The sequence below is a fragment of the Sphingobacterium sp. UDSM-2020 genome (assembly GCF_016132525.1).
In the GTDB taxonomy this organism is placed as follows: domain Bacteria; phylum Bacteroidota; class Bacteroidia; order Sphingobacteriales; family Sphingobacteriaceae; genus Sphingobacterium; species Sphingobacterium anhuiense.
Genome location: NZ_CP066166.1, coordinates 1,905,152 through 1,931,192 on the forward strand (window position 1 = coordinate 1,905,152; position 26,041 = coordinate 1,931,192).

At 38.5% G+C, this 26,041-nt stretch carries 16 protein-coding genes; 8 read left to right on the forward strand and 8 right to left on the reverse strand.

The features are described from left to right. The first annotated feature begins 17 nt into the window (after positions 1 to 17). Positions 18 to 635: a LuxR C-terminal-related transcriptional regulator gene (locus JAZ75_RS08275; protein ID WP_132769583.1), complete on the forward strand. Its 618-nt coding sequence runs from the start codon at positions 18 to 20 to the stop codon at positions 633 to 635. Positions 636 to 724: 89 nt separating this feature from the next. Beyond that, positions 725 to 3,547, forward strand: coding sequence for a collagen binding domain-containing protein (locus JAZ75_RS08280; protein ID WP_208701140.1), 2,823 nt, complete (start codon positions 725 to 727; stop codon positions 3,545 to 3,547). Here the strand turns inward: JAZ75_RS08280 and JAZ75_RS08285 are convergent. The 6 genes from JAZ75_RS08285 to JAZ75_RS08310 all read right to left on the reverse strand — a co-directional run bounded on the left by JAZ75_RS08285 (position 3,544) and on the right by JAZ75_RS08310 (position 9,489). Further along, positions 3,544 to 4,953: a hypothetical protein gene (locus JAZ75_RS08285; protein ID WP_208701142.1), complete on the reverse strand. Its 1,410-nt coding sequence runs from the start codon at positions 4,951 to 4,953 to the stop codon at positions 3,544 to 3,546. The two genes, JAZ75_RS08280 and JAZ75_RS08285, sit on opposite strands and share 4 nt — an antisense overlap. Then, entirely contained in the window at positions 4,928 to 5,725 is a 798-nt protein-coding gene (locus tag JAZ75_RS08290) for a hypothetical protein (RefSeq protein ID WP_208701144.1), read from the reverse strand. Before JAZ75_RS08290 ends, JAZ75_RS08285 begins: the two co-directional genes overlap by 26 nt. A 30-nt stretch (positions 5,726 to 5,755) precedes the next feature. Further along, entirely contained in the window at positions 5,756 to 6,292 is a 537-nt protein-coding gene (locus JAZ75_RS08295; RefSeq protein ID WP_208701146.1) for a hypothetical protein, read from the reverse strand. Between the two features lie 176 nt (positions 6,293 to 6,468). Then, positions 6,469 to 7,104 (reverse strand): TetR/AcrR family transcriptional regulator, encoded by a 636-nt coding sequence (locus JAZ75_RS08300; protein WP_208701148.1) that lies wholly within the window; start codon positions 7,102 to 7,104, stop codon positions 6,469 to 6,471. A gap of 1,283 nt (positions 7,105 to 8,387) precedes the next feature. Further along, positions 8,388 to 8,840: a carboxymuconolactone decarboxylase family protein gene (locus tag JAZ75_RS08305; RefSeq protein ID WP_183917693.1), complete on the reverse strand. Its 453-nt coding sequence runs from the start codon at positions 8,838 to 8,840 to the stop codon at positions 8,388 to 8,390. Positions 8,841 to 8,913: 73 nt separating this feature from the next. Further along, entirely contained in the window at positions 8,914 to 9,489 is a 576-nt protein-coding gene (locus JAZ75_RS08310) for a Crp/Fnr family transcriptional regulator (RefSeq protein WP_208701150.1), read from the reverse strand. Between the two features lie 270 nt (positions 9,490 to 9,759). Between JAZ75_RS08310 and JAZ75_RS08315 the strand changes: the two genes are divergently transcribed. From JAZ75_RS08315 to JAZ75_RS08340, 6 genes are all read left to right on the forward strand, one after another. Next, positions 9,760 to 12,324, forward strand: coding sequence for a galactose oxidase (locus JAZ75_RS08315; RefSeq protein WP_208701153.1), 2,565 nt, complete (start codon positions 9,760 to 9,762; stop codon positions 12,322 to 12,324). A 246-nt stretch (positions 12,325 to 12,570) separates the two neighbouring features. Further along, a complete protein-coding gene (locus tag JAZ75_RS08320; protein ID WP_208701155.1) occupies positions 12,571 to 15,768 on the forward strand; it encodes a SusC/RagA family TonB-linked outer membrane protein in 3,198 nt (1,065 codons plus the stop codon). Positions 15,769 to 15,786: 18 nt separating this feature from the next. Continuing rightward, positions 15,787 to 17,763 carry a RagB/SusD family nutrient uptake outer membrane protein gene (locus tag JAZ75_RS08325; protein ID WP_132840747.1) on the forward strand — a complete coding sequence of 659 codons (1,977 nt, stop codon included), beginning with the start codon at positions 15,787 to 15,789 and terminating at the stop codon, positions 17,761 to 17,763. Positions 17,764 to 17,773: 10 nt separating this feature from the next. Then, positions 17,774 to 18,505 carry a DUF3823 domain-containing protein gene (locus JAZ75_RS08330; protein WP_208701157.1) on the forward strand — a complete coding sequence of 244 codons (732 nt, stop codon included), beginning with the start codon at positions 17,774 to 17,776 and terminating at the stop codon, positions 18,503 to 18,505. A gap of 181 nt (positions 18,506 to 18,686) precedes the next feature. After that, on the forward strand, positions 18,687 to 19,670 hold the full coding sequence (locus JAZ75_RS08335; RefSeq protein ID WP_208701159.1) for a family 43 glycosylhydrolase: 984 nt from the start codon (positions 18,687 to 18,689) through the stop codon (positions 19,668 to 19,670). Between the two features lie 97 nt (positions 19,671 to 19,767). Then, complete coding sequence (locus JAZ75_RS08340; RefSeq protein ID WP_208701161.1) at positions 19,768 to 22,023, forward strand: GH92 family glycosyl hydrolase; 2,256 nt, start codon at positions 19,768 to 19,770, stop codon at positions 22,021 to 22,023. Between the two features lie 96 nt (positions 22,024 to 22,119). Here JAZ75_RS08340 and JAZ75_RS08345 read toward each other — a convergent pair whose 3' ends face one another. Continuing rightward, entirely contained in the window at positions 22,120 to 24,618 is a 2,499-nt protein-coding gene (locus JAZ75_RS08345; RefSeq protein WP_208701163.1) for a glycosyl hydrolase family 95 catalytic domain-containing protein, read from the reverse strand. Then, positions 24,605 to 25,864, reverse strand: a complete 1,260-nt coding sequence (locus JAZ75_RS08350) for a glycoside hydrolase family 71/99-like protein (protein WP_208701164.1) — start codon at positions 25,862 to 25,864, stop codon at positions 24,605 to 24,607. Before JAZ75_RS08350 ends, JAZ75_RS08345 begins: the two co-directional genes overlap by 14 nt. Positions 25,865 to 26,041 lie beyond the last annotated feature (177 nt).

The following is a 26,041-nucleotide window of genomic DNA, read 5'->3' on the forward strand; positions in this document are numbered from 1 at the left end:
TTAAGTACAACTGTATTATGATTAAAGTGGGAATTATTGATAACAACGCACATACTCGAGAGGCTATTAAGCGTATTCTTGTGACACACACGTTGGGTGGCACCGCTATTCCTATAACAATTCTTTTTGATTTGGAATACTGCAATTTAACCCGGGAGGAAAAATCTCCAGTTCCTGATGTGTTGCTGCTCGATATTGAACACCAAGATACCTTGATCATGGAAAAAGTAAAAAAGCTTTTTCCAATGTCTGAGGTGATCATATTGACTAATCTAACGGATGTAAAAATTGTTCGTAAATGTTTTCGAAACGGAGCCGTCAGTTATCTGCTGAAGGGTACGTGTATGCAGGATCTTGTGCATGCCATACTTATTACGCTTAATCAAGGTTCTTTTATCAGTCCTACTATCAATAGGGCACTGATCAACCAGGCTTTTAGTTCAAAAAAATACGAAGATCTGCTCACGGCGCGTGAGCTTCAAGTAGCCAATGGTATCGTTGAAGGATTGAGTTATAAGCTGATTGCGGAAGAATATAAAATATCATTAGATACGGTACGTATTTATATCAAACGTGTATATCGAAAATTAAATATCAACAGTAAAGGCGAACTGATTGCGCAATTGTCGATGTAGAGATTATTTCGTAACATGAAGATGTGACTTTATATATTTCTCACTGACCGAATTAAGACTGATTTTTGTTATAATTTGAATTTCCTGATATGCGCATAAAATGTCTGTGGAGTTTCTTGTTTCTGATGTGTTGCTCATGTGTTTTCTTATCCGAAGCGAAAAGTCAACAGGTTGCTGATGTGGCCATAAGCTTTGATCAGGATACAGTAAGCGTAACAGGAGGTCAGACATTTTCTAATAAAATCAGTATCCGTAATTTAACGGATAAAACCATCGAACTGATCCCTTCAGCTGTTGAGACGATGTCTTTATCGGGATTAATAAAGCTGCCGCAGCGAATTATATTACAAGCTCGGGAGCAAAAAAGCTACCCATTAAAGTATATGGGTGATCGGAATATCTTAAAAAGCAATCATCAATCTTTTTCAATCGGTTTTTCTAGTGATGATCAATCCATCCGTTTACCCAAACCGGTATCTTTTTTCATCAAATTGAATGATGAAAAAACACTTGTGTTACAAACGGAACAGCCAGCATATTATTTGGATCTTTCCACCAATCAGGTACAGTTGCTCGTGCAGGCATCAAATTTTGGACTTGTACCGATTACATTTAAGCTTCTTTTTTCAGGCTATCCTCAAGGCTTTACCATTACCGGAGACGTTATGCAGGTTACCTTACAGCCCGGGGGGCAGACACTACTTCCTTTAACGGCTACTATGCGGTATAAAAGTAGTTTTCAGGATTTTGACTTTGTCATGCAAGGGATTGATGAAGAGGGGCGAATCTTAGCGGCTAGTCGTGTCCGAATTATGCGGGTTGGAAGTGTTAAGCGGTTTGGAGCTATTAACAATCTTGAAAGTGATTTTAATAACAATACGGTCGCCTTGCAGTACCTCAGTTTGGGACAAGGAAATTCTATTTATCAGTTTCAGGCTTATGGAGATCTGGAGCTCGAAGAAAACAAAAATCTGAACTACAGACTGAATATCGATTATTATCAGGAACAAAAGGCGTTAAATGCTTATGACACCTATATCGATTATCAAGATAAAGACTGGGGCGTTAAAGTCGGGAATATTTATGAAAATCTGGATCAGACGATTAGTGGAAGAGGAGTTAAAGCGAGTTATAAATTTAGTAAAAATCGCTCGATCAGTCTCTACGGAGTCGAAAATAATTATATGCTATTCAGTCAGCTGCAGAATTTGATTCCTGGAGCGAAAATTATCGGAGCTAATTATGCTGTTCGATCGGAGGATAATCAGGAAAGTTACCTCACCTATTTACATCGTGAACACAGTTATCGTGAGATCAAGAGCGATCAGGTAAGCGGAAAGACTGCAGTCCGGTTCAATGCACAGCAACAATTGGGGCTGGAAGGAGGGTACAGTATGGAGCGTACAGATTATAATGGAAGCAAGCATGCTTTTGCCATGGGCATTAATTATAACTATAGCACAGAACAGTATCAGATAATGAGTATGAATTATTACAGCTCTCCCTATTATACTGGTTTGCGGAGGGGTTTAATACAGAGTGATACCCGGATCAGTAAGGTGTTAGAAAATAATCAAAGTATCGCTGCCCGGATCAGTTATCTGGATAATAATCCCAAATTTCAGGAAAGGTATAAAGATTATTACATTAATAATCCTAGTCGGATCCAGATTTATGAGCTTGGTTATCATACTGGTCTGGGCAAATTTCAACTGGATTTTAGGCCTTATTTTATTTTTCAGGAAGTGGATTATCAAGGCTTTGGAATTCCAGGTATCGGTCCTGCAAATTGGAAATCAAATGCCATTAGAGGAATCGGTGATGTCAATTTTTTTAGTACGGGACATCGGTTTTCCCTGCGCACAGATTATGGCTATACGTATAAGAATACTTCCAATAAGCCGCTTTCTCCCTTTCATTCGTTACGTGTGACGGGTACCTATGGATATCGCTTTATCGGTTTTAATACCTATATCCAAATAAATCCTTACTACTTAAACGATTTGCTTGCTACGGCATCGGATGCAAATTTTAGAATTTATTCTTTTGGACCCAATATGCAGATCAATAGTTTTAAGGGAACGCTGCAGGCACAGGTCGCGGGTATGTACAGCTATTATGGATTTTCCCGAAGTAATAATTTATCGGTTAATGGAAATGCCAAATGGCATTTAAAAGGGAACTGGAGTCTCACTGCTGACATCTTTTATAATTTTATGCGCAACCGCCTTCCTCTCAATTATCTATCTGAGGCAAATGCTGTAGAAACCATATCGTTTAATAACCGACAGTTTCGAGTAGGTATTGAAAAGAAATTTTCTAAATTTAATAGTGCGAAAGGACATATGTTGCAGTTGTCTTTTTTTGACGACAAGAATAAAAATGGCGTTAAAGATCCTGATGAAGCAACTCCCGAAGCAGTTGTGGTTAAAATTGCCGAAGATGTAGCGAGTACCGATGGAAAAGGACGGGTGAAATTTTTAAATATGGCTAAGGGTTCATATGCTGTCCTTGTTGAAAATAATCAAGGCTGGGTAGCTCAGGGACCCATCAGTATTGTTCTAACAAAAAATCAACGGCTAGCTATTCCTTTGGTGAAAACACGAATTTTAAAAGGTAGAATTAAGCCTATAGCAGGTAAATACCTGCAAACAAATCCGGAGCTATCCGGTATTCGGATTAATGCAGTCGATAAGGAAAGTAATACGTTCACGACATTGAGTGATGCTGATGGCAACTTTACCTTTTTCCTGCCATTGGGGAATTACAATGTCACAATACCGACGGCAGGTATGCCCTTTTCGATTGAAAATCCGAATCAGGAAATTGATCTAAGTGAAAAAGGAACTGTTTATCTCCAAGATTTTAATTATAAAGATGAGCGTAGAAAAGTGGGTATTAAACGTTTTTAAGGAGCCACAAAACTAAAGATAATATTCGTTGTATATGTTCCTGCCGGTTTGTTGAGCAATTTTGAAGTTTCTGATGCAGGAATGCTGTATCTGATATTTAAGGATCTGTCGATTACAGGGTCAGCTCCATTAATAAGTTGCTGTGGGGTGGCAGACAAGGTTACGGTCTGCATACCGGTTTGACCTGGCATCGGTCCTATCCGCATGACATTTAGTGGAACGCTATTAACTCCAGAGGCAAAGTTTGCCGAAGTGGCTCTTACATACACGTTATAAGGCGTGGTTTTACTCAATTTTAAGTGCGCTGGCATATCTTGGTTAACACCGTTCTGGTAATGACTAGCTGTTGAAAAGGTTAAGTTAACTGTTGATTGGTTTGCTATTATTTCACTTAAATCGCTGACCACAATCTCCAGACTGCCAACACCCTGCGCTTGTAAAGTTCCTGTAGGATAGGTAGCAGTTGGCTTGTTCCAGGTGTAAGTGATCGGTACTGAATAGGTTCCTGCCTGTAAAAATCCCGCTTTAAGTTTTGTTGCATCTATTGAGAATGCGTAATTCAGTGTCTGCGAATTATTCGTGGGTACAGCAAGTCCAGCAACGGGGGTTAATCCCTGAGCTGTGGTTGATAGTGTTATAGGCGTTGCTGTAGGGATTGCCGTTAGAGTAGTTGCCACTGAAGAAACAGGAGTGACTGGCAGGCTATTGTACGGTAATGTGGTGCTAAAACTGAAATTTGAATTACCTGTCTGTAAACTTGGTCTATAATTTACGGTGTTTGTAAGATTAATGGCTTTACTTGCACTAATACCTGCGGGTGTACGATAAAAACTCAAATTGTTAACTAAAATGCTGGTCGTTCCTGCGGTGGTTAATGGCGTTATAAAAGAAGGAACAATAATATTCATCGTATGGGTTGCTGGAGTGATCACATTCCCCCCTAAAAGACCGGGAGCTAAAAAAAATAGCTCAGCAGTATATGTTCCTGCCACCCAAGTGAAGCCAGCTGTAGCCAAGCGTAAGTTGTTGAGGACAGTGCCGGAAGCAACACTGGCAACTGCTGCAAATATATTTTGATTGGTCGTGGAAAGGGCAATTTCTGTAAAAGTACCCAGAACCGTGAGATTATTAATAGAGACCAGCTTGATATGTGCCAAATTGAGTGGAGCAGGACCATTACCTCCAAGCGTATTATTGAAATTAGCGGTATTGGACTTGACACCGATTGTAGGTAATAGGCCGAGTGCAGAGGCATAGTTTCCGGATGTGAAATTTTGTTGATAATCTGTTCTTGCGGTGATATTTGCTGCTGGTAGATTCACATTGATTTGAGCCTGTACATGTATGGTGTACAGGCTTGCTGCTAATAAAAGGGCGCTCTTAATATGTAATTTCTTTTTCTGCAATTTTCAAGTCATATTGAGTTCCGGCATCTAGGATAGCTACAGCGAGGTAGCGTCCTTTGAGTGTTGCTGGTAAATCCAGTTGAATCCATTGTTCTGCCTCGGGTAACATTGCTATTGCAATTGATTTGACCGGGACCTCTTCTCCAGTCTCGATATTGGTCAGTTCGAAACGAACGTAAGCATCTTTATTGATCTGACCCGTGTTTTTCACTTTAACAAGCATTTTCCGGACGCTATTGCCGCCTTCCGGCGTGATGAGACCTTTATCTTCAAAAGCTAAAAATTCCAGATCTCCAGTTGGCAGGCCAGTAGGGACATGATAAATCTGGATGCCCATTTCAAGGAGGACGTTCATGTTCACGCCCTTTTGAAGTTCACCTTTCTGTTCTTTCACCTGTGTGAAAAATAGCATGCTATTGGTTAATACAAGCGAGGTGGCTTCAGGCGGAATGGTCATGTTGAGATTGATATTTTTAGTCTCGCCCGGTGCTAACCTGACAGAGTTTTCCGATAGCAATAACCATGTGGCATTGGATTGCTTGCGCTGGCCTACAGGGTAATATTTTTTGACACCTAAGGAATCACGATCCCAGTCTTTCATATTTGCTACAAAATAGAATTCGGATGTTGAGGTGTTGCTAAAGGAAATGGTTTGACTGACTGTCTGCCCAGGTTCTCCCTTAAAAAAAATACGGGAAGGCGAAACAGAAATACCCTGAGCATAGGTCAGGGTATTTAGGTATAGAAAAACTAGCGTTAAATAAAATTTCACAGATTAAGATAAAGTGTGCTACTGATTTGTTTACAATTGTGTTGCGGTATACGTTACCGTTGTGGTGTAAACCTCTAAAGGTAAAGAAATTAATGAACTTGGATCTGCTATAGTATAGCTGATATTATAAACTGCATTTATTTCTGCATTGGCCGCCGATATAAATTCTTGATCAACCTGTGTTAGTGCCGTTACGGGGGTCAGAGTTCCTCCATGTAGGGTTGCGGCATCAACGGTTATGCCCACTATGCCCAGCGCAGGAAGATTTGTGGTATTAGTTGAGTTTGACGAGGTAAATAGACCGTCGGCACTTACTGCTAGATCATATGGTTTATTACTGATCACCGTGAGATGTCCCGGTTTTGTCACTGTTTTGGAAGCCGTATATTCTGCTGCTGTTCCATAAACAAAATTGACCGTTGGTGCTGCATCTAAAGCAATGGACAGGACGGCTGCTTGCAAATCAATGTTGACCGTTACGGGGGCTGTACTTACTTGAGCTTTGGCTTGTTGTCCCAGACATAGCGCGACCAGGGCAAATAAAGATAATATTAGGTTCTTTTTCATAATTCTCATAATTATTATATGCTTAACACTGATTAAAATTAGTGATTATGAGAGGTATATCCAATGTAATGAAGTCACATAATGATGTTATAAAGAACGTGATACTGTTAGGTCGTTGGAGCGTGAGTAGGTTGGAAAGTTCGGGTTGTGCTCCGTCACTTCGTGACTTGGCCACGTTAAACTATGCTATAGATATCTTCTAATATTTTTTTTATTGTTGTTTTAATTCTTCCCATTCCTTGGTCTGTTGTGAGGTCTATTTCGCAAAATGTGCTATTAGTTGTTTTAGTATGCAGGACAAGATAATAAATGCCGGCAACCAAGATACTGGAAATCGCTCTTAAATCTACTTGTTGATCTTTTAGTTCCTGATCGGCTTTGGGAAAAAGCAAGGGGTAAATTTCCTCTCTGTTTGCTGTTACGTGAGCCATGAGCTCTGTATTTTCACTAATCTGCCAGAGCACAACTTTTTGCATTTCTTCGTCGTTCGTGAAATGTTCAAGTTGAGTCAATAATAGATTTTCAAGAATGAGGCGTGTACTTGTTTCAGGAGCAGTAGTTAAAAGGTTTATCGCACTTTCGTTAATGGTATCCCAATAATTTTTTCCTTTAATATAGGTTTCAATGAGATTGTTTACGGAACCAAAATAAACAGAGACGAGTTTTCTATCTACACCAGCTTCGGCCGTAATGTTGCTCACGGTTAATCCAGTATATCCTTTTTGTTTCAGAACAATTCCAACAGCTTGAATCAGCTTATTCATCGTTCTACTTTTGTTGTTTTTTTCTCCTTGGTAAGTTTTTCTAGCCATTGAAATATCTTAGGTCATCAACATATAGCTATGCAATATAAGTATTTTATCTGTAGAAAAGTTAACCAATGGCTAATTTTTTTTGACTTAAAGCGTTTAAATTCTCGTAAAAGCGTCTATATGCTCAAATAAGGCAGTTTATATGTGGTAACATGAATCTTGATGTTTTTAAAAATTATTGTAATTCAATCAGAATTATCCTTTATTTGAGATAATTTCGATTGTCGACCCCGATCCATAAGCACAATAAATTCTTTTTACCGATCTGTTTTTTTAGTGATTGCTTATTTTATACCGATCATCATGCTTTAAAAAAAATGCATTCGATTTTATTTTTGGATTATACTAACCTTATATCGGGTATACGTTGCTATTAGTTGAAAATTTCTTTTTTAAATTTTATACATCTTAAAGCTGGGGAGAATACACTATTTAGTAATGTTAATTACTTTTTCCACATGCTGTTCACAAAATGGTTAATTGACCCCTAATTTTCATTTTTTTGAATACCGTTATTTTTATTTTATAAAGGATGTTTATAAAATGTGGATAACATGTTAATATAAGTGGAAAAATTGTACGACACAGGTGATAAATAATTTTGAGAGCCTTTAATTGTAAATGATAAATGCCAAGATATCCACATATTGTGAGTAATAGTTGTTTTTGTGTGAATGAAATTGGATGTTGAATAGGTGTGGATTACTTTTTCCACATAATATGCACAATGTTCGATTTTAGTGTTATTTGCGCATATTTTTGACGAATTCAAATTTTTCAGTAATTAGATATCGCTAATGTGTGGATAACATGTGGATAACTCAATAAATTGAAATTTGGTGTTCGGTGTAAATAGTTTGAATCTCATCTTTTATATGTGTTTTATGTTCATAAGTGCATATCTTGTTGATAGAAATTGAATTTTTGTTAATTAACATTATTGAACTAACAATGTTAATTACTTTCTCCACATATTGTCAGTAAAACTGTGGAAAGCGGTTTTCTGAGGTTGTTTTAGTGCAAATTTCCATTTTGTCTTTCTGTGTTGTTAACAAAATGTGGAAAACGTGTTGAAATGTGTGAATAAGTGTGTCGAAGGAGACTGTATACTTGTTTAAATGTTAGAAACTTATGTGGTGAGTAGGTTTTAACAATTTACTACGTCGCTGGATTATTGTGTCACTTGCTAAGAGGTTAGCAAGTTAAGATGTTAGTAGGTGAGAAAGTAAGTGAGTTGGAAAGAAACCGTAGATAAGAAAATATACGGTTTCTTTTAAAGAGCTTTATCCGTGGGCTTCTTCGATTTTTAGATGGCCACTGATTGCAATTCTGTTCCAGGCATTAATCACTACAACTGCCATGATGATTTGAGCGATCTGATTATCGGAAAAGAACTTTAAAGCTTTGTCGTAGGTTTCGTCAGTTAATCCGTTTTTATGGATTAGTGTTACTTCTTCTGTAATTTTAAGCACTACCTTTTCCTCTTTGGTAAAAATATCATGTGTTTCATGCCATGCACTTAGCAGAAAAATACGTTGGTTTGTTTCTCCGTTTTTCAACGCATCCTTGGTGTGCATATCGATGCAATAAGCACATCCATTAATTTGAGAAGCACGAATTTTAATAAGCTCTTTTAGCGATTTTGAAATCGGAGCTTGAGCGATATACGTTTCAAGGCCCATCATTGCCTTTAATGCATTGGGTTCTACGGAACCGATATTAATACGATTTTGCATAGTTTTATTTTTTAATAATTATTGTTAACAGTACAAAAATGGGTATTGTAAAATTTTAAAAAGTTAAACTGGTTTAAGAAACACTTTTCTTCCGGATTTCACTTAAATATTCTGGCGTAAAACCAAGAAAAGAGGCAATAAGATATTGAGGTACTCTTTGTACAAATTCAGGGTGTTTATGCGCCAAACTTAAATAAAACTCCTCTTTAGATAATGAAAAAAGATAGTGTACGCGCAACTGTGCGGCGGCATATGCTCTTTGATAGATAAATCGAAAATAGCGTTCCATAACCGGAAATGCAGCTAAAAGTTTTTCTTGACTTTCCTGATCTATATATAGCACTTGCGTTTTTTCTACTGCTTGAATGTAACAGGACGTCGTTTGTTTATGCTCATATGCAATATTATCGGTGAGCCACCAGGTTTCGATAGCAAATTCTGTTGTTTGTTCGGTACCTTTTTCATTGATAAAGAATTTACGGAGTAAACCATGAACAACAAAATAATGATGCTTGCAAACTTGGCCTTCCTGCAGTAAATTTTCTTTTTTGGCGACCTGTTTTGTGTTAAAATACGTCAATATTTCATGAAACGTCTCATCATCAATCGTGACGAATTTTTCTAAATGTTTTCTGAATAACTCCGACATGGTATGCTTATATATTTTATATTAAAGTTAGGAATTTAAATATGTACTCTTGCTTCTCGATTTGACCGAGCATTATTTTTTATTAAATATCTTTTTTTGATGATTTCATATAAATGTCCTCATCTACCCATGCTACACAAGAGGTTTTTGACGTAAAGAAATTGTGTTACAGCAATACCATTAATGATGAAGCAAATTGGCCAAATTTGTCTTATATTGTTATATTTCATTTATAATTTTATATTTTTGAGATAAGGCATAAACCAAATTGTGAAAGGAAAATCAAAACATTTTCTACTATTTCTATTATTCATACTGATCTATCAGATTGGATCGGCGCAGTATGGTTTGGAATTTTCCAGTCATAATATGGAGGCTGATAAGCGTACAGGTCTGCTTATTGGATCAAAAGAATATATTTCCTTTCAGCATAAAGTTTCTGTATCATTTGACCTATCTTTTTTGCCATTTCAGCAAGATTATTTTGGATATATCTTTCGGTTAATGACTGAAGATGGTCTGAATATAGATTTAATTTATGATAGGCGTCTTGATCAGGGTAATCATTTTAAGCTAGTGGTTGGAGAGGATTTTACACCCATCTCTTTTAATATTGCTCCCCTTGATTTATACTACAAATGGACATCTATGCGACTGGATCTAGATGTGGATAAAAAAGAATTAAATTTTGAAGTAGGGGGTAAGTCCTATCCTTATAAATTGAAAAGAAATATCAAGACACAGTTCAAACTGGCATTTGGCGCCAATAGTCTGAAAAGTTTCAAAACGATGGATGTACCCCCCATGCGTATAAAGGATATTCGGATAGCTGACAATTCAAAACCTAAGTTTTATTGGCCTTTGGATGAGTATTTCGGTATAAAAAATCTGGATATTTATGCGAAAAACCCTGCAGAAATCTTAAATCCAATCTGGATAAAACAGTTACGTAGCGAATGGAAGATGCAATCTTCTTTTAAATTAGAAGGACAGGCGAGTGTGGCTTTCGATGCTGATGAGGAAACACTATTTTTTGTTGGAACTAATCGTTTAATTGTCAATAAGGTCGGAAGTGACTATTTGCGTTCTCAGGAATATACCAATGGGGAACTTCAACTTGTTAATGGGAGCCAATCTCTTTTTGATCCTATTCGGAAAAAAGTACTTAACATCTCGGTGGATCAAAAAATTGTAGCAAGCTATGATTCAATAAGTCGAAGCTGGGACAGACAGTTTGACTATCCAGCGGTTGGAACAAATTACTGGTGGTTCAATAAATGTTATAATATAAGCGACAGCAGTATTTATATGATCGGAGGTTATGGTCACTTTAAGTATAAATCGAGTGTACTCCGATACCATGTCCCAAGTCAGCAGTGGGATAGTGTAGCTTTAAGTGGCGATGAGATTTTTCCGCATTATCTTGCTGGTATGGGGCAAGATAAAGATGGAGTTTATCTTGCTGGAGGATATGGGAGCTCAACGGGTAATCAGATGCTCAATCCACGGGTCTCCAATGAATTTTTAAAACTAGATTTACAGCACAAAAAGATCATAAAGCGCTATGAGTTCCCTAATAGCCTGGCAGACATGGTATGGGCAAACAGTTTGGTGGTTGATGAACATAATGGGCTGTTTTATGGATTAGTATTCTCCAATTCTAGATTTAAGTCTAAGTTGCAATTGGTCGCGAGTAATTTGAACAAAACACAAAGCCAATTTTTAGGAAACAGTATCGCTTTCCCTTTTCACGATATCCGATCATTTGCAGATCTCTATTTTGCGCCAAATTCAAAAACTTTTGTGGCTGTCACTTTACTGTATGATGATAAGACGGATCTGACCAATGCTACAGTATATACTCTTATGGCACCACCCTTGCCATTTGAACCACAAATCTCCTTAACATCTAAATCTGTCGTATTAAACTACATACTCGCTTTTGGGACAACAATAGCACTCTTGCTATTGTCTTGGTTCTTATATCGTAAAAAAATATCTAAAGGGGTTAAAAGTAATACGAATGTTAGCCCAGAAAAAGAAGAGAAAGTCGTTGTGACTGGTGAAATCATATCTATTCCCGCTACACTAAAGGAGCCGCATAAAACAATGGATACTGCTGGTATTTATCTATTTGGTGGAGATCTGCAGGTTTTGGATCAGAATGGGAAAGAAATTACAAAAAAGTTTTCACCACTGCTAAAAGAATTGCTTCTGATTTTTATTCTGTATACTGTCCGTTGGGAAAGAGGGATCAGTTCGGAAAAATTAACTGAATTATTTTGGTCAGATAAGACACAAGCGAGTGCCCGAAATAATAGATCAGTCAATATTGCCAAATTGAATAGTTTGCTGGAATTGCTAGGGGATTTTAAAGTTTCCAAAAAAAGTGGCTATTGGTGTTTTGAACCTTTGGATAGCATTTATATCGATTACTTAAGATTCAATCATCTCGTATCAAATAAAAAAGTTTTCAGTGAAACTGAGATCAGGGAGCTGCTTGACATTATCGATAAAGGAGGCTTTTTGTTTGAAGTAGATTACGAGTGGCTTGACCATTTTAAAAGTGAAATTTCTATTCAGGTATTAACCACTTTAGGAAATATTATAGAACATATCCAGATTTCGGACAACGCCTCGTTAATTATCGAGATCTGTAACAAGATTTTTTATTTTGATGAAGTCAATGAAGAGGCCATGATTTTTAAATGCCGTTCTTTACTTCAGTTAGGATATTATAGCGTTGCCCTGCAATGTTATGAAAACTTTTGCCAAGTATATGCCCGTATGTACGGGGAGCCTTACCCAAAGAGCTTTAAAGAAAGTATAAAATAAAAATATTTTATAGCGCTGATATACAGTTGTTAATGTTTGTTTTGGCCCGTTGTTAATGTTCTGTTAATCTTCTATTATACCCTCCAATTCTATATTCGTTCTCATATTTAATAACCAAAATTATGAGACCGAAAATACCACTTAGATTTTTCCTAAGGGAATAATTGCTATGGGTTACTTTTCCAAGTGACCACCCCTTTGAATACACCATTATGAGTCATTCTATAACCAATTAAAAACCAATTAATGAAAACAAACTTCATTTTTAGAGGAAATGTGGCGCCTTGGTGCAGGCTCCGTAAATACCCTTGGCAATGGGCACTTTCCTCGCTTATTTTACTATCGCCCATGGCATCAGTTGCGCAGCAAAAATCTATTGATGGTAAAGTACAGAGCTCAAACGAAAAACCTATCATTGGTGCTTCGATTACAGATGTACGGACTGGCCAGACCACCTCAACAGATGCTCAAGGAAAATTCAAGATTAATGCTTCACCTGGTGATAAATTGATCATCAGTTATGTGGGCTTTCGGAAGTCAGAAATTATTGTTGGCCAGCAGTCTCTTTTAGAAGTACTGCTCGATGAAGACAATACGAGGCTTGATGATGTTGTCGTTGTCGGTTACGGAACGCAAAAGAAAGCATCCCTGACAGGGGCGATCTCCTCAGTAAGTAACAAGGAAATTGCTGTTACTAAAAATGAGAATGTGGTCAATATGCTTGCAGGTAAATTGCCGGGAGTGCGCATTAGCCAACAGTCCAGCCAGCCGGGATCATTTGAATCTAATATTGATATCCGTGGTATGGGTGAACCGTTGATCGTCGTGGACGGAATCCCGCGCGATAAAGATTATCTGTCGCGTATGGATGCTAATGAAATCGAAAGTGTCTCTGTTTTAAAGGATGCTTCAGCTGCGGTATATGGCGTACGTTCAGCTAATGGTGTACTACTGGTGACCACGCGCAGAGGAAGTAATGCTGAGGGCAATTTTGAAATCAATTATTCTTATAATCATGGCTGGCAGAAGTTCCTTTATGTACCCAATACGGTAGATGCTCTTGCCTATATGCAACTTAAAAATGAACAGATAGGCCGTGACTTCAATAGTAACTACCCGGTAAAAATGCCTAATATTTTTGGCGAATCGGATTTTGAGGCATATCGGAATGGTACCAAAAAAACATCGAATTATGTCGATGCTGCATTTGATCATGTATCGCCTCAGTACCAACATAATTTATCTGTTAATGGAGGAGGAAAGAAGGTCAATTACTTTTTTAATCTTGGTCATATGGATCAGATGGGGGCTTATAAAAGTAAAAGTCTCAACTATAACCGTTGGAACTTCCGATCTAATATAGATGCCCAAATTACGGAAAGATTAAAGGTTTCTTTGGATCTTGGAGGCTATGCCGACGAGACAAACCAACCCAGAACGGATATCTGGGCTGTATACAAACAGGCATGGCGACAAAGACCTATTGTACCGATCTATGCCAACGATAATCCGTTGTATCCCAACTTTGAGATGATTGATAACGAAAATCCAGTTGTTGTAACCGATTCCAAGCAAACAGGATACCGCAAGTTTTTGAGAAAACAATTTAATGGTATTCTTTCCTTAGATTATAAGATCCCTTTTGTTGATGGTTTAAATGCAAAAGCTACTTATAATTATGATTTTAAATACAGCGATAATACTGATTTTAAAAAATCATATTTCTTATACAGCTATACACCGCCTGTATATGACGGAAATGGGCAGATTGTTACTCCTGAAAAATATAATACACATGAAAAGAATGCTCCTACGACGATAAGAAGAAGTTCTTATCCCGATACCCATTCACTGATGCAATTCTCGCTGAATTATAACCGAAAGTTTGCCGATAAACATCAGGTATCGGGCTTGTTGCTATTCGTGGAGGAATATAATAAATGGGATAGCTTTTATGCCCAGCGTGAGATCATGGTCAATTCGGAATACTTATTTGCCGGAGAAGACAAAAATCAATTGGCCAATATGGAGGGAATCGGAGAGCGGACTGCACGTGGTTTAGTTGGTAAGTTTAATTATGATTACTTGGGCAAGTATTTGGCAGAATTTAGTTTTCGATATGATGGTTCTTCCAAATTTCCAAAAGAATCCAGATGGGGATTTTTTCCGGCCGCATCAGTTGGCTGGCGGATGAGCGAGGAGTCTTTTATTAAAAACAATTATGCTTTTATCAATAATCTGAAAATAAGGGCTTCCTATGGTAAGTTGGGAGATGACCGTTCGGCAGGTAATTATCCTTCTACTATCGTCGGTTATGCGCTTGAACCTAATGAAACGGGATGGATTTTTGGAGGCAATCTTGTTAACGGAGCCTTACCTACAGCTATTCCAAATCCCAACTTGACCTGGTATACGTCTAAGACTGCAGATGTGGGGTTGGATCTGGACCTGTGGAATGGTAAACTGGGAGTAACGTTTGATTATTTTAACAGAAACCGTTCAGGATTATTGGCGACAAGTCTTGATCTTATTCCAGGAACGGTTGGAGCCAACTTACCTCAGGAAAACTTAGAAAGCGACCGTACTTTCGGGTACGAAATTGCATTGACACATCGCAATAAAATTAATGAATTCAATTATTTTATTAATGCTCAGGTGTCCTCGACCAAAAGTCAATTTGTAGATCGCGTAGAGTCGAAAGCAGGCAATTCTTACGACAATTGGCGAAACCGGAATTCAAATCGGTACAAAGATATCTGGTGGGGCAAAGATTATGCAGGGCAGTTCGGTTCCTATGATCAGATTTATAATCACCCGACTTTGGTTACTAGCGGTACACTTCCAGGAGATTATTATTATGAGGACTGGAACGGAGATGGTTTGATCAATGATGCTGATAATCATCCTATTGCAACTTATAATATGCCTTTAATTAATTACGGTTTTAATGTGGGTGGTTCGTGGCGCGGTTTTGATGTAGCTATGAATTTTCAGGGAGCTGCCAAAGTCTATGTACAGTACACAGAAGTCTTGGCTGGACCATTGCAATTTGATGGTGGTGCACTGACACAGTTTTTGGATCGTTGGAGACCTTTAGATGGTACTGCAGATCTTTTTAATCCGCGCACCCAATGGACTTCAGGTTATTACCCTTCTACAGGTTCACCCATGGCCGAAGGAACGCGTGCTGTTCAAAATGCTTCTTACCTCCGTCTGAAAACTTTGGAACTGGGGTATTCCTTTCCAAAAGAATGGTTACAGGCTATTAAAGTCAAAAATTTTAGAATTTATGCAAGTGCCTATAACCTCTTTACCTGGACAGGTCTGAAATATTCAGATCCAGAGCATCCAGGTGCGGCAGGAGGCTCTTCTTCCGGTGAGATTGATGTGTATAAGTATCCCATTAACAAAACTTACAATATCGGGGCATCCATTAAATTTTAATTTCAAAACGAACAAAACATGAAAAAATCAATTGCTATAATAATCATTGGCCTTTTCCTGTGCTCGAATATGCAATCTTGCAGGAAAATGGATCTAGATCCTCTAGGAGTATTGGGTGAGGATGCGCTTTTTGGAAACGAGGCTGGAGCACGAAAATATGTTGCTGGTATGTACAGCTTCCTACCAATAGAAGATTTTGTCTATCATCCAGAACGTGGATTCAGGTGGGACAATTACTGGCAGAATTCTGAAACTTTAGCTGCAATGAGCGGCGAGATGACGGGACAATTTTGGGGAGTGGCAGGTGCGCAGGGCTTCGGCTATTGGCCTTATGACCGTATTCGGAACATTAATACTTTGATCGCCGGATTGCCCAAATATCAAACGAATTTTAGCGAAGAAGGCTATAATCAAATATTAGGAGAAGCACATTTCCTGCGGGCTTTCTATTATTTTGCACTGGTAAAGCGTTATGGTGGTATACCCATTATTACAGAAGTGCAGGATCCTACAGGTGATAAAGCGCAGCTTTTAGTAAAACGGAATAAAGAAAGTGAAGTCTATCATTTTATAAATGAGGATCTTCAACAGGCAATTACGAAGATGGCCGCCACTAGTGAACGTGGTAGAGCCAATAAATATGTTGCGGCTTCGTTACTTTCCCGTGCTATGTTGTACGCAGGGAGTATCGCAAAATATAGCGGTTACGGTAATCTAGCCGGAGATGCTACAGATCAGGAGTTGGTAGGGATTAAAAAAGAGGAAGCCGAATGGTTTTTTAAACAGTCTTATGATGCCTCTACCATCGTACTGGGAGGTCCATACAGTCTGTATAATAAAAATCCGCAGGATAAGGAGCTTAATTATGTTAATCTATTTCTGGATCTGGATAGTCCCGAAGATATTTTTATCAAAGAATATAGCATTACTGCACCGCATAACAACCGCTTGAAGCATAGTTACGATGCAACCCATTTACCCAACCCGACTTTTTCGAGTGACAATGAGTCGGCCGCATATCCGGTGTTGAATGTTGTTGAACTGTTTGACGAACTCCCGATAACGGATGCCATAACAGGAAAACCGATCCGTTATACCGATCGTAAACAATTGTATGCGGAACTGGAACCCAGACAACGTGCTACTTTTTATTTCTCAGGTATGGAATTACGTGAAGGTGCTGAACGTCGTAGTTTTGATATTCAACGCGGACTTTATAAAACTTTTCCTGGAAAGGCTACTGATGCACAGATGGGATCTGGATCTGCAACAGTGAACAGCGAGTCAAACCGTATTTTGGGTGGACCTAAAAATAGTCAGTACGATTATAACGGTACGAAGATTAATATTACGGGTGAACATGGTATGTGGAAGGATGGTCATGCTAATAATACACGTACGGGCTTCTTTATTCGGAAATACATCAATTACAAGATGTCCACTAAGGATGTAAAATTGTACAACAGTACACAGCCTTGGAAGATTTTTAGGCTGGCAGAAATCTTGTTGAATAAAGCAGAAGCAGCCTATGAACTTGGAGTGATCAAAAATGATGGATCTCTGAAGCAGGAAGCTTTCCAATATATTGCTCAGGTTCGCTTAAGGGCAGGAGCAAAACCTTATGTATATAACGGCGCTCCGGCTAATCTTTCGGGAAAATATGGTTATCCTTTGGATGGCAATATGCAGTTTATCCGTGAAGAACGTGAACGTGAACTTTGCTTTGAAAACCACCATTGGTGGGATATACGCAGATGGCGTATTGCAGATGTTGAATTAAACAACTTTGTGCCTAATGCGTTGATGCCTTATTTGGTATTGGATGAGCTAAAGTATAGTCCTACTGGCCAGCGAATCAACTCTTTTATTTTCATCAAGGAAAAAGAACCTTGGAATAAAACCTTCAATTTTGAGAAAAAATGGTACTATGAACCTATTCCAGGAGGGGAGTTGAACAAGAATCCAAATTTATATCCACAAAATCCTATTTATTAATTCAACAGCAATGAAAACGATAAATTTATTGATGGCTTTAGCAGGTATGTTTTTTTTGAGTGCCTGTTCAAAAACTGATAATTACGAAGGGCCAAATGCCAGTATGAGCGGCCAGGTAACTGATCAAATTACCAAAGAACCTTTTCTGACAGGCCAGGGTGAATTTAGTATCCGGTTATTGGAAACAAGCTGGAGCGATAATCCAGCTCCGCAGGATCTGCAAGTCAAGCAGGATGGTTCGTACAGTCATACCAAACTGTTTCAAGCCACTTACACACTACAACCTTATGGTGGTGCTTTTTGGCCTGCAGATAAGATAGAAGGATTTAAGTTGGGGGCTAATGCTGAGCAGAATTTTGAAGTAACCCCATACCTGCATGTAAAAAATGTAAAATGGAATCTGAAGGCTGAAAACAAATTGGATATTTCATGTTCATTGGCAGCTCCGGTTACCAATGGACTGCCACAGGTAATTGAGGTTAGGCCATTCTTTAGTCTAACACCTTATTGTGGTGCAGGAAGCCGGATTGATGCGTACTATAAAGATGAATATCGGGTATTGATTAATCAAAATTGGGAGAATATCGGAAGTATGCAGACCGGTGAAGGAAAAGAGACGTACACCATTAAAGATATTCCTTTAAAATCTGGTTATACCTATTACGTTCGTATGGGCGCAAAAGTGCGCGATACTTACGAGAAATTTAATTATTCAAACGTTGAAGTGATAACAGTCCCATAGTGGTAAACGAAGGCTATCGTGAGTTTAGTTCTTTTAGAAAATAAAGGAAAACAAACTCACGATAGTTTCTACTTATGGGGAATACTTTTCATGTATCAAAATGAAGATTTTGTGCTTTTAATCTCAAGATGAATGGAAGAATATCTCTAATAAACAAACATAAATACATAATTATATTCTGATGAAAAAACTATTTAAAACGGGTTACAGAGCCCTATTCTTAGGTTTGACTTTGTTTTATAATGCGTCTTTGATGGCGCAGGACAATCCATTTATTAAACATATGTATACCGCCGATCCGTCAGCACGTGTCTGGGCAGATGGACGACTTTATGTATATGCATCTCATGATATCGCTCCGCCTCAAGGTTGTGATCTGATGGATCAATACCACGTGTTCTCTACGGCTGATATGAAAAACTGGACAGATCATGGAGAAATATTACGTGCTTCTCAGGTTCCATGGGGCAGAAAGGAAGGGGGATTTATGTGGGCTCCAGATTGTGTATATAAGAATGGTGTCTATTATTTCTATTTTCCACATCCAAGCGGAACAGAATGGAATAAAACTTGGAAAATCGGAGTGGCGACAAGTAAATCGCCGATCAAAGATTTTGTTGTACAGGGTTATGTAAAAGGTGCAGAAGCTCTGATTGATCCACATGTCTTTATCGATGACGATGGACAGGCCTATTTTTACCAAGGCGGAGGCGGTGTATGCATGGCCGGTAAACTCACGGACAATATGATGGAAGTAGAGGGGCAACTCCAGAAAATGGAAGGACTGGAGGATTTTCATGAAGCATCTTGGGTACACAAATATAAGGGTAAATATTATCTTTCTTATTCAGACAATCATGATGAAAATTGGAAAGACGGTGTAAAGGGCGACAATCGAATGCGTTATGCCATCAGTGAGAGTCCTCTGGGACCATGGAAATCAATGGGTATTTATATGGATCCGACCGATAGTTATACTAATCATGGTTCTATTGTTGAATTCAAAGGTAAATGGTATGCTTTCTACCACAACAGTGAGCTCTCTCGAAAAAATGGAGAATTTAATGACTGGTTACGGTCAATAGCGGTGGATAAGCTGGAATATAATAAGGATGGCAGTATTAAAAAAGTAAAACAAACGGGACTAATCACAGTTTCTAAATAATACTGCTATAAATAGACCCTATATTGTCAAAATAAATTATCTTTAAGATCTTAAATGTTATTTTTTCCTTAAACCGTTGATTCCTTAATTGTTTACCATGTTAAAAAAGATTATTAAACATAAATCGAATACATTATTACGCACAATATACTGCTGTTCTTTTCTTTCGATTTTTATGCTAAAAGGTTTTTCTCAGACCCAAAGCCCCAAAGAATATGTGGATTATGTCAATCCTTATATGGGAAACATCAGTCATTTATTAGTACCGACTTACCCGACCGTTCATCTACCAAATAGTATGTTGCGGGTATATCCTGAGCGAGCGGACTTCACTTCAGATCGCTTATTTGGTCTTCCGCTTATTGTTACGAGTCACCGTGGAAAATCGGCTTTTAACTTGAGTCCGATGATAAAATTACCATCCGATCTGAAACCTGTGCAACTGTACAGTTATGATCAGGAAGAAATAAATCCCTATTCTTATACGGTACAGCTGGATCAGGAGGATATCAAAGTAGATTATGCGGTATCACATCAGTCGGGTATGTACACCTTTACTTTTCCTACCAAATCAAATAAGTATCTGCAGTTCAATTCACATGAAGGAAAATTGCAGTGGGATGGTCAGGGGCTTTCCGGTTCCCAGGATATCGGGAATGGCACCCGTGTCTATATTTATGCTGTTCCCGAATCAAAACCGATAACAGTGAGTCTTTTGAAAGGTAAGCAATTGGAAAAAAGTACAGAAGCAACAGGTAAAAATGCCTGTCTAGTTTTGCAATTTGATCAATCTGGATCAGCCTTACGGATGAAGTATGGTATTTCTTTTATCGATGTTGCGCAGGCAAAGGCCAATCTGAAACGTGAGATTACGGATTTTAACCAAGAAAAATTAGCAGCCAATGGACGAAAGATCTGGAATGAGGCTTTAGGGAAAATTGCTGTAGAGGGTGAAAATGAATCGGATAAAAAAGTGTTTTATACCTCTTTATATAGAACTTATGAGCGTCCTGTTAATATTTCTGAGGATAATCGCTACTACAGTGCATTTGACGGAAAAGTACATGATGATCAAGGGAAAGCATTTTTTACAGATGATTGGATATGGGACTCGTACAGGGCGCATCATCCGCTTCGGGTATTGCTCGATTCGGATAATGAAGCCTTGATTTTGAACTCCTTTGTTCGGATGTCTGAACAGATGAAGGAACCATGGTTACCGACTTTCCCTGAAATAACCGGTGATAGCAGACGCATGAATTCCAACCATGGCGTGGCCACATTGCTAGATGCTTACCGAAAAGGAATACGTAATTTCGATATTAAGAAAGCTTATCTGGCGGCGAAAGGTGCTATAACTGAAAAGACTTTAGCACCATGGTCAGGTAAACCTGCCGGAAAATTGGATGCTTTTTTTAAGGAAAATGGCTATATACCGGCACTGTATCCTAATGAGAAAGAGACAATACCTGAGGTGAACAGTTTTGAAAAAAGACAACCTGTGGCAGTTACTTTGGGTACTTCCTATGATCTTTGGTGTTTGGCTCAATTAGCCAACGAGCTTGGTATGAAAGCGGATTATGAACTGTTTATGAAACAGTCATTCAACTATAGGAATCTATTCAATGAGCAAACTAAATTTTTCCATCCAAAGGACGATAAAGGTAAATTTATTATGCCTTTTGATTATGTGTTTTCAGGAGGACAGGGGGCGCGTGAATACTATGGCGAAAATAATGCCTGGATATACCGCTGGGATGTACAGCATAATATTCCGGATCTTATCAAATTGATGGGTGGTAATGAATTGTTTATTCAATATTTAGACGATATGTTCCAGCAACCTTTGGGCAGATCTAAATTTGATTTTTATGCACAGCTTCCTGACCATACCGGAAATGTAGGACAATTTTCTATGGCCAATGAACCTTCGCTCCATATTCCATATCTATACAACTATGCGGGACAGCCTTGGATGACACAAAAACGGATTCACAAATTGGTGGGAGAATGGTTTAGAAACGACTTGATGGGAGTACCTGGAGATGAAGACGGAGGCGGTATGTCAGCGTTTGTTGTTTTTTCACAGATGGGATTCTATCCGGTAACTCCTGGACTTACTTCTTATAGCATAGGTTCTCCATTCTTCTCAAAAGCGAGTATACAACTTCCTAATGGCAAGTCTTTTGTTATTATCGGAAAAAATGCTTCGGCAAAAAATAAATATATTCAGTCTGCCAAATTGAATGGCCAACCTTTAAATACACCACAATTAGATCATGCGGATATTCTTAAAGGGGGGATACTTGAATTTGTGATGGGTGATAAAGCCAATAAAAACTGGGGTAACTAAATCAGAATATTAGGTCTAATCAAGAAAGATTTGACTCACAATAAGAAAGCGCCGGTATTTATGCCAGCGCTTTTTTTGTTGTTAGTACTATATCTTTTAATTATTGTTTTGAAATATCTGTGGCGTAATGATCACAGCTTTTCCTTGGGTGCCCATGATTTCAATCTGTTTACCGGCATAGCTTATGCAGAGTGGTCCTGTTCTGTTTGGTAGTAGCTGTGCTTTTTGTAAGGATCCATTATTCCAGTGGACATTAACCGTAATTCCACCTCTTGCTTTAAGTCCTTCAATACTTCCACTAGGCATATTTTTACTTAATGCGGGAAGTAATTCGATCAAGTAGTTGTTATTTTTATCACGAACTTGACTTTGAAGGAGCATCTCAGCAATTGCAGCTGTAGCTCCAAAATTTCCATCAATCTGAAATGGAGGGTGATTATCAAATAAGTTAGGTAAAGTTTTATCGCTGATGAGGTTATAGAGTAACTGATAGGAGTGCTCGCCGTCATGCAGTCTATTCCACATATTGATTTTCCAGGCCAAGCTCCAGCCAGTTCCATGATCGCCTCGACTTAGTAACGTTTTTTTTGCAGCTTCGGCTAGATCTGGTGTATTAGCGATAGATATTTGGCTACCCGGGTGCAATCCAAAAAGATGTGAAGTATGGCGGTGGTTTACTTCAGTTTCTTCATAGTCCTCTATCCATTCCATAATGCGTCCCGTTTTGGCACTTATTTGTGTTGGTATAAGCTTTTGTAAAGTCTCTTGGCACTGCTGTCTAAAAGTTTCATCAACTTGGAGCACGGTAGAAGCCTCAATACAGTTTATAAGTAAGTCCCGAATAATTTGGCTATCCATAGTCGCTCCATAGGTAAAACTTGAAATCTCTCCATTAGGCAGTTTGAAACTATTTTCTGGAGAATGGGAAGGATTAGTGGTCAAGTAATTGGCAAAAGGTTTATTTTTTGGAATTTTTACCATGAAATCCATTATAAAATTGGCTGCTCCTTTCATGATGGGATAGGCTTTTTCTTTTAGAAACTGACGGTCACCTGTAAACGTATAATGTTCCCAGGGGTGCTGCGCTAACCATGCCGAGCCCATGGGCCAAATCCCCTGTACTCCGTCTGCAGGGGCGGTATAGCCCCAAGCATCGGTAAGATGATGCACGACCCAGCCTTTTGCACCGTATAGTGTGTGTGCAGTTCGCTCTCCAAAAGGAATGAGAGCTGTAGTCAGATCAAATAAAGGTTGATGTAGCTCAGATAGATTGGTCAATTCGGCAGGCCAATAATTCATCTGCAAGTTTATATTGGTATGAAAATCTGCATTCCATGGCGGATCCATCTGCCAGGCCCACATGCCCTGTAAATTGGCCGGCATATGACCCGGACGCGAACTGCTGATTAATAAATAACGACCAAACTGGAAAAATTTTGTAATCAGTTCACTCGGTATTTTTTGATGCTCTTTTGTAAGTGAAATGAGAGCATCTGTAGAAATGCCCGATCTGTTGTGTTGATCCGGATCATCCAAACTTAGATTTACCCTGTTGAAATAATGCTGATAGTCTTGAATATGTTGACGTTTTAATAGCGGATAATCAACATTTTTGAAAGGCTTTAGCGTATTCTTACAGCTGGATAAAGGGTCAATATTACTTTGTTGTGCAGGATAACTGATATGTTTTAAACCTGGATAATTTGTTGCCGCAGTGACCAGTATCGTAATCTCGTCGGCATCAGTAATCATTATTTTTCCATTTTTATTTGAAAATTGACCACCTTTTAGATATATTTTTGCAATTGCTGCAAAGCGCAGTCCTTTTTCCTGTTTAGTTTCAGCTTGTCCGATCTGTCCTTGTAAAATTAACTGAGATGGATCCTTTGGGTCGGATATGCAACTGAAATCCTGTGCTCTTTTCCATGTGAAATTAAGGTCTAATGATTTTTTTTTACTGGCAGTGTAATGGATAACCATGGTGTTTGCAGGAGCCGAAATAAAATATTGGCGTGAATAGTTGACACCTTTATGCTGATAGCTGGTCTGCTGAACAGCTGTCTTTAGGTCCAAAGAGCGTTTATAGTTCTCTACATGAAGATGGGGCATGTCCAGCCACAATTCACCCAGGGACTGGTAAGGTTTGATATGCATAGGTTTACCCATCAACGTACTGTCTGCAAGCTCAATGGCTTCTTTATTCTTTCCTTCGAAAATAAGGTTTTGGATAATTGGGAGTGCAGTTTTTCCTTTGGGATTGTTTGGATTTTGTGTATTTCCGGCCCAAAGTGTACTTTCGTTAAACTGAATTCGTTCATCGGCTACACCACCAAAGACCATGGCACCGATTTGACCATTACCTAAAGGTAATGCTTCTTCCCATACCGATGCTGGACGTATGTAGGTGAGATTTAAAGGTGCAAATGGGATCGTCTGGTGCGACTGAATTGCAGCACGGTCTGTCCAATATTGATCGATTTGCTGTTGCCGATCACTGGCAGGGATTGCGTTAGAGCTGGTCTTATTTTGGGCAGTGCTATGCGCTAGCCCTAAAAATATGACGAAATAGCTGATTATGAATTTATTTTGAATCATTTCGTTTTCTTTTAGGTTGATGAAGCGGTATTGCCGTCTTGTTTTTTAGGTATTTGCTTGCCTGTCCGGTTAACCAAAGATAGTGATCGTTCGGAAGATGATCCTCTATGCCGACAAAAGTACCCGTTCCATTTAAGGGTACATCTTTCTGGTGAAGTGTTTTGAAGATTGCTGTACCTTCATCTACTTCATCAAACATGGCAATATAGAGCATTTCTGCACCTGACGTAAGATTATACTGCAATTGTGTCCAGAAGAAATTGCCTGAATCCCGAGGTACAAACGCCTTTGAACTACCGGTCATATTCGTCCACGAAAATCCAGGAAAGCAAAGCGGAACATAATCTACCTGATGTTGTTTGCACCATTTCATATCCGCCTGGATCAGGGATTTGAACTGGTCAAATCCGACCTGATTATACCTTCCTACAAACCAAGGCATGATAATATCTGATTTTTTAATCAGTGCATGCAGCAAAGGATCTGACTCTGTATCCTGACGTTGTTCGCGCCAATAGGTGGGAACACCCAAAAGTACACTGTAACCATTTTGTTTCAGGTAGTTGACGATACGCTCGGCAGTTTTTAAATTATACTTGCGGCCATCATTAAATCCGATTCCCCAAACCGCAATCAGCGGTTTTCCATTGTGAAATAGATAAGTTTTTGCATGCTCTCTTTTTTTTAGATTCCATTTTTTTTCGAGTGCAGCAATATCATCCATCAGTATCTTATCGTCACCATCTTTTATACCGCTAAGATCGTACATAACGCATATTGCACGATCGAATTCATTAGCAGATTTGATGGCAGAATTTAATACGGTATTGAATTGGTTTAAGCCACTTGGATTAGCAATTTCTCCGACAAATCGTTGCATAAATACACCGTCTACTCCATAGTGTTGCATCCATTTGAAGTGGAGATTAACCGACGAGTAATCATAAGAACTATAGAGTTTAGCGGGCTTTCCTTCCTTTGTTAAAAAGGGACTATCGTAGGTAATGACATATTCTGTTACGTCTGGCCAGAAATCAACATTTGTAGAGCCGGGGTTAAATCCGTATTTACCTTTGTAGTGATACCATCCCCGATTAGCTCCGTCATCCGGACTATTAAACCAGCCTTGGTAGCCTGCCATAACCAAGCCTTTGTAGGAGTTGTACTGCTTTTGTGCAAATAATAGACTTGTTGAAAAGAATAAGAGCATGCTTAGGACATGAATTTTACATGTTTTAATCATCATACAGATTTATATTTAGTTTATAATTTCTAAATATCACGGCGAACCATTAATAGTATATTAACAAAAGTATTAATAGAGGTAATTTTATGTTTTTTTTAATTTCAAGATGCAGATCCTTCGTTATACTGTTTTCATGAAAGCAGTTGATGTTCCTGTATAATGATAATCTTTTTAAAT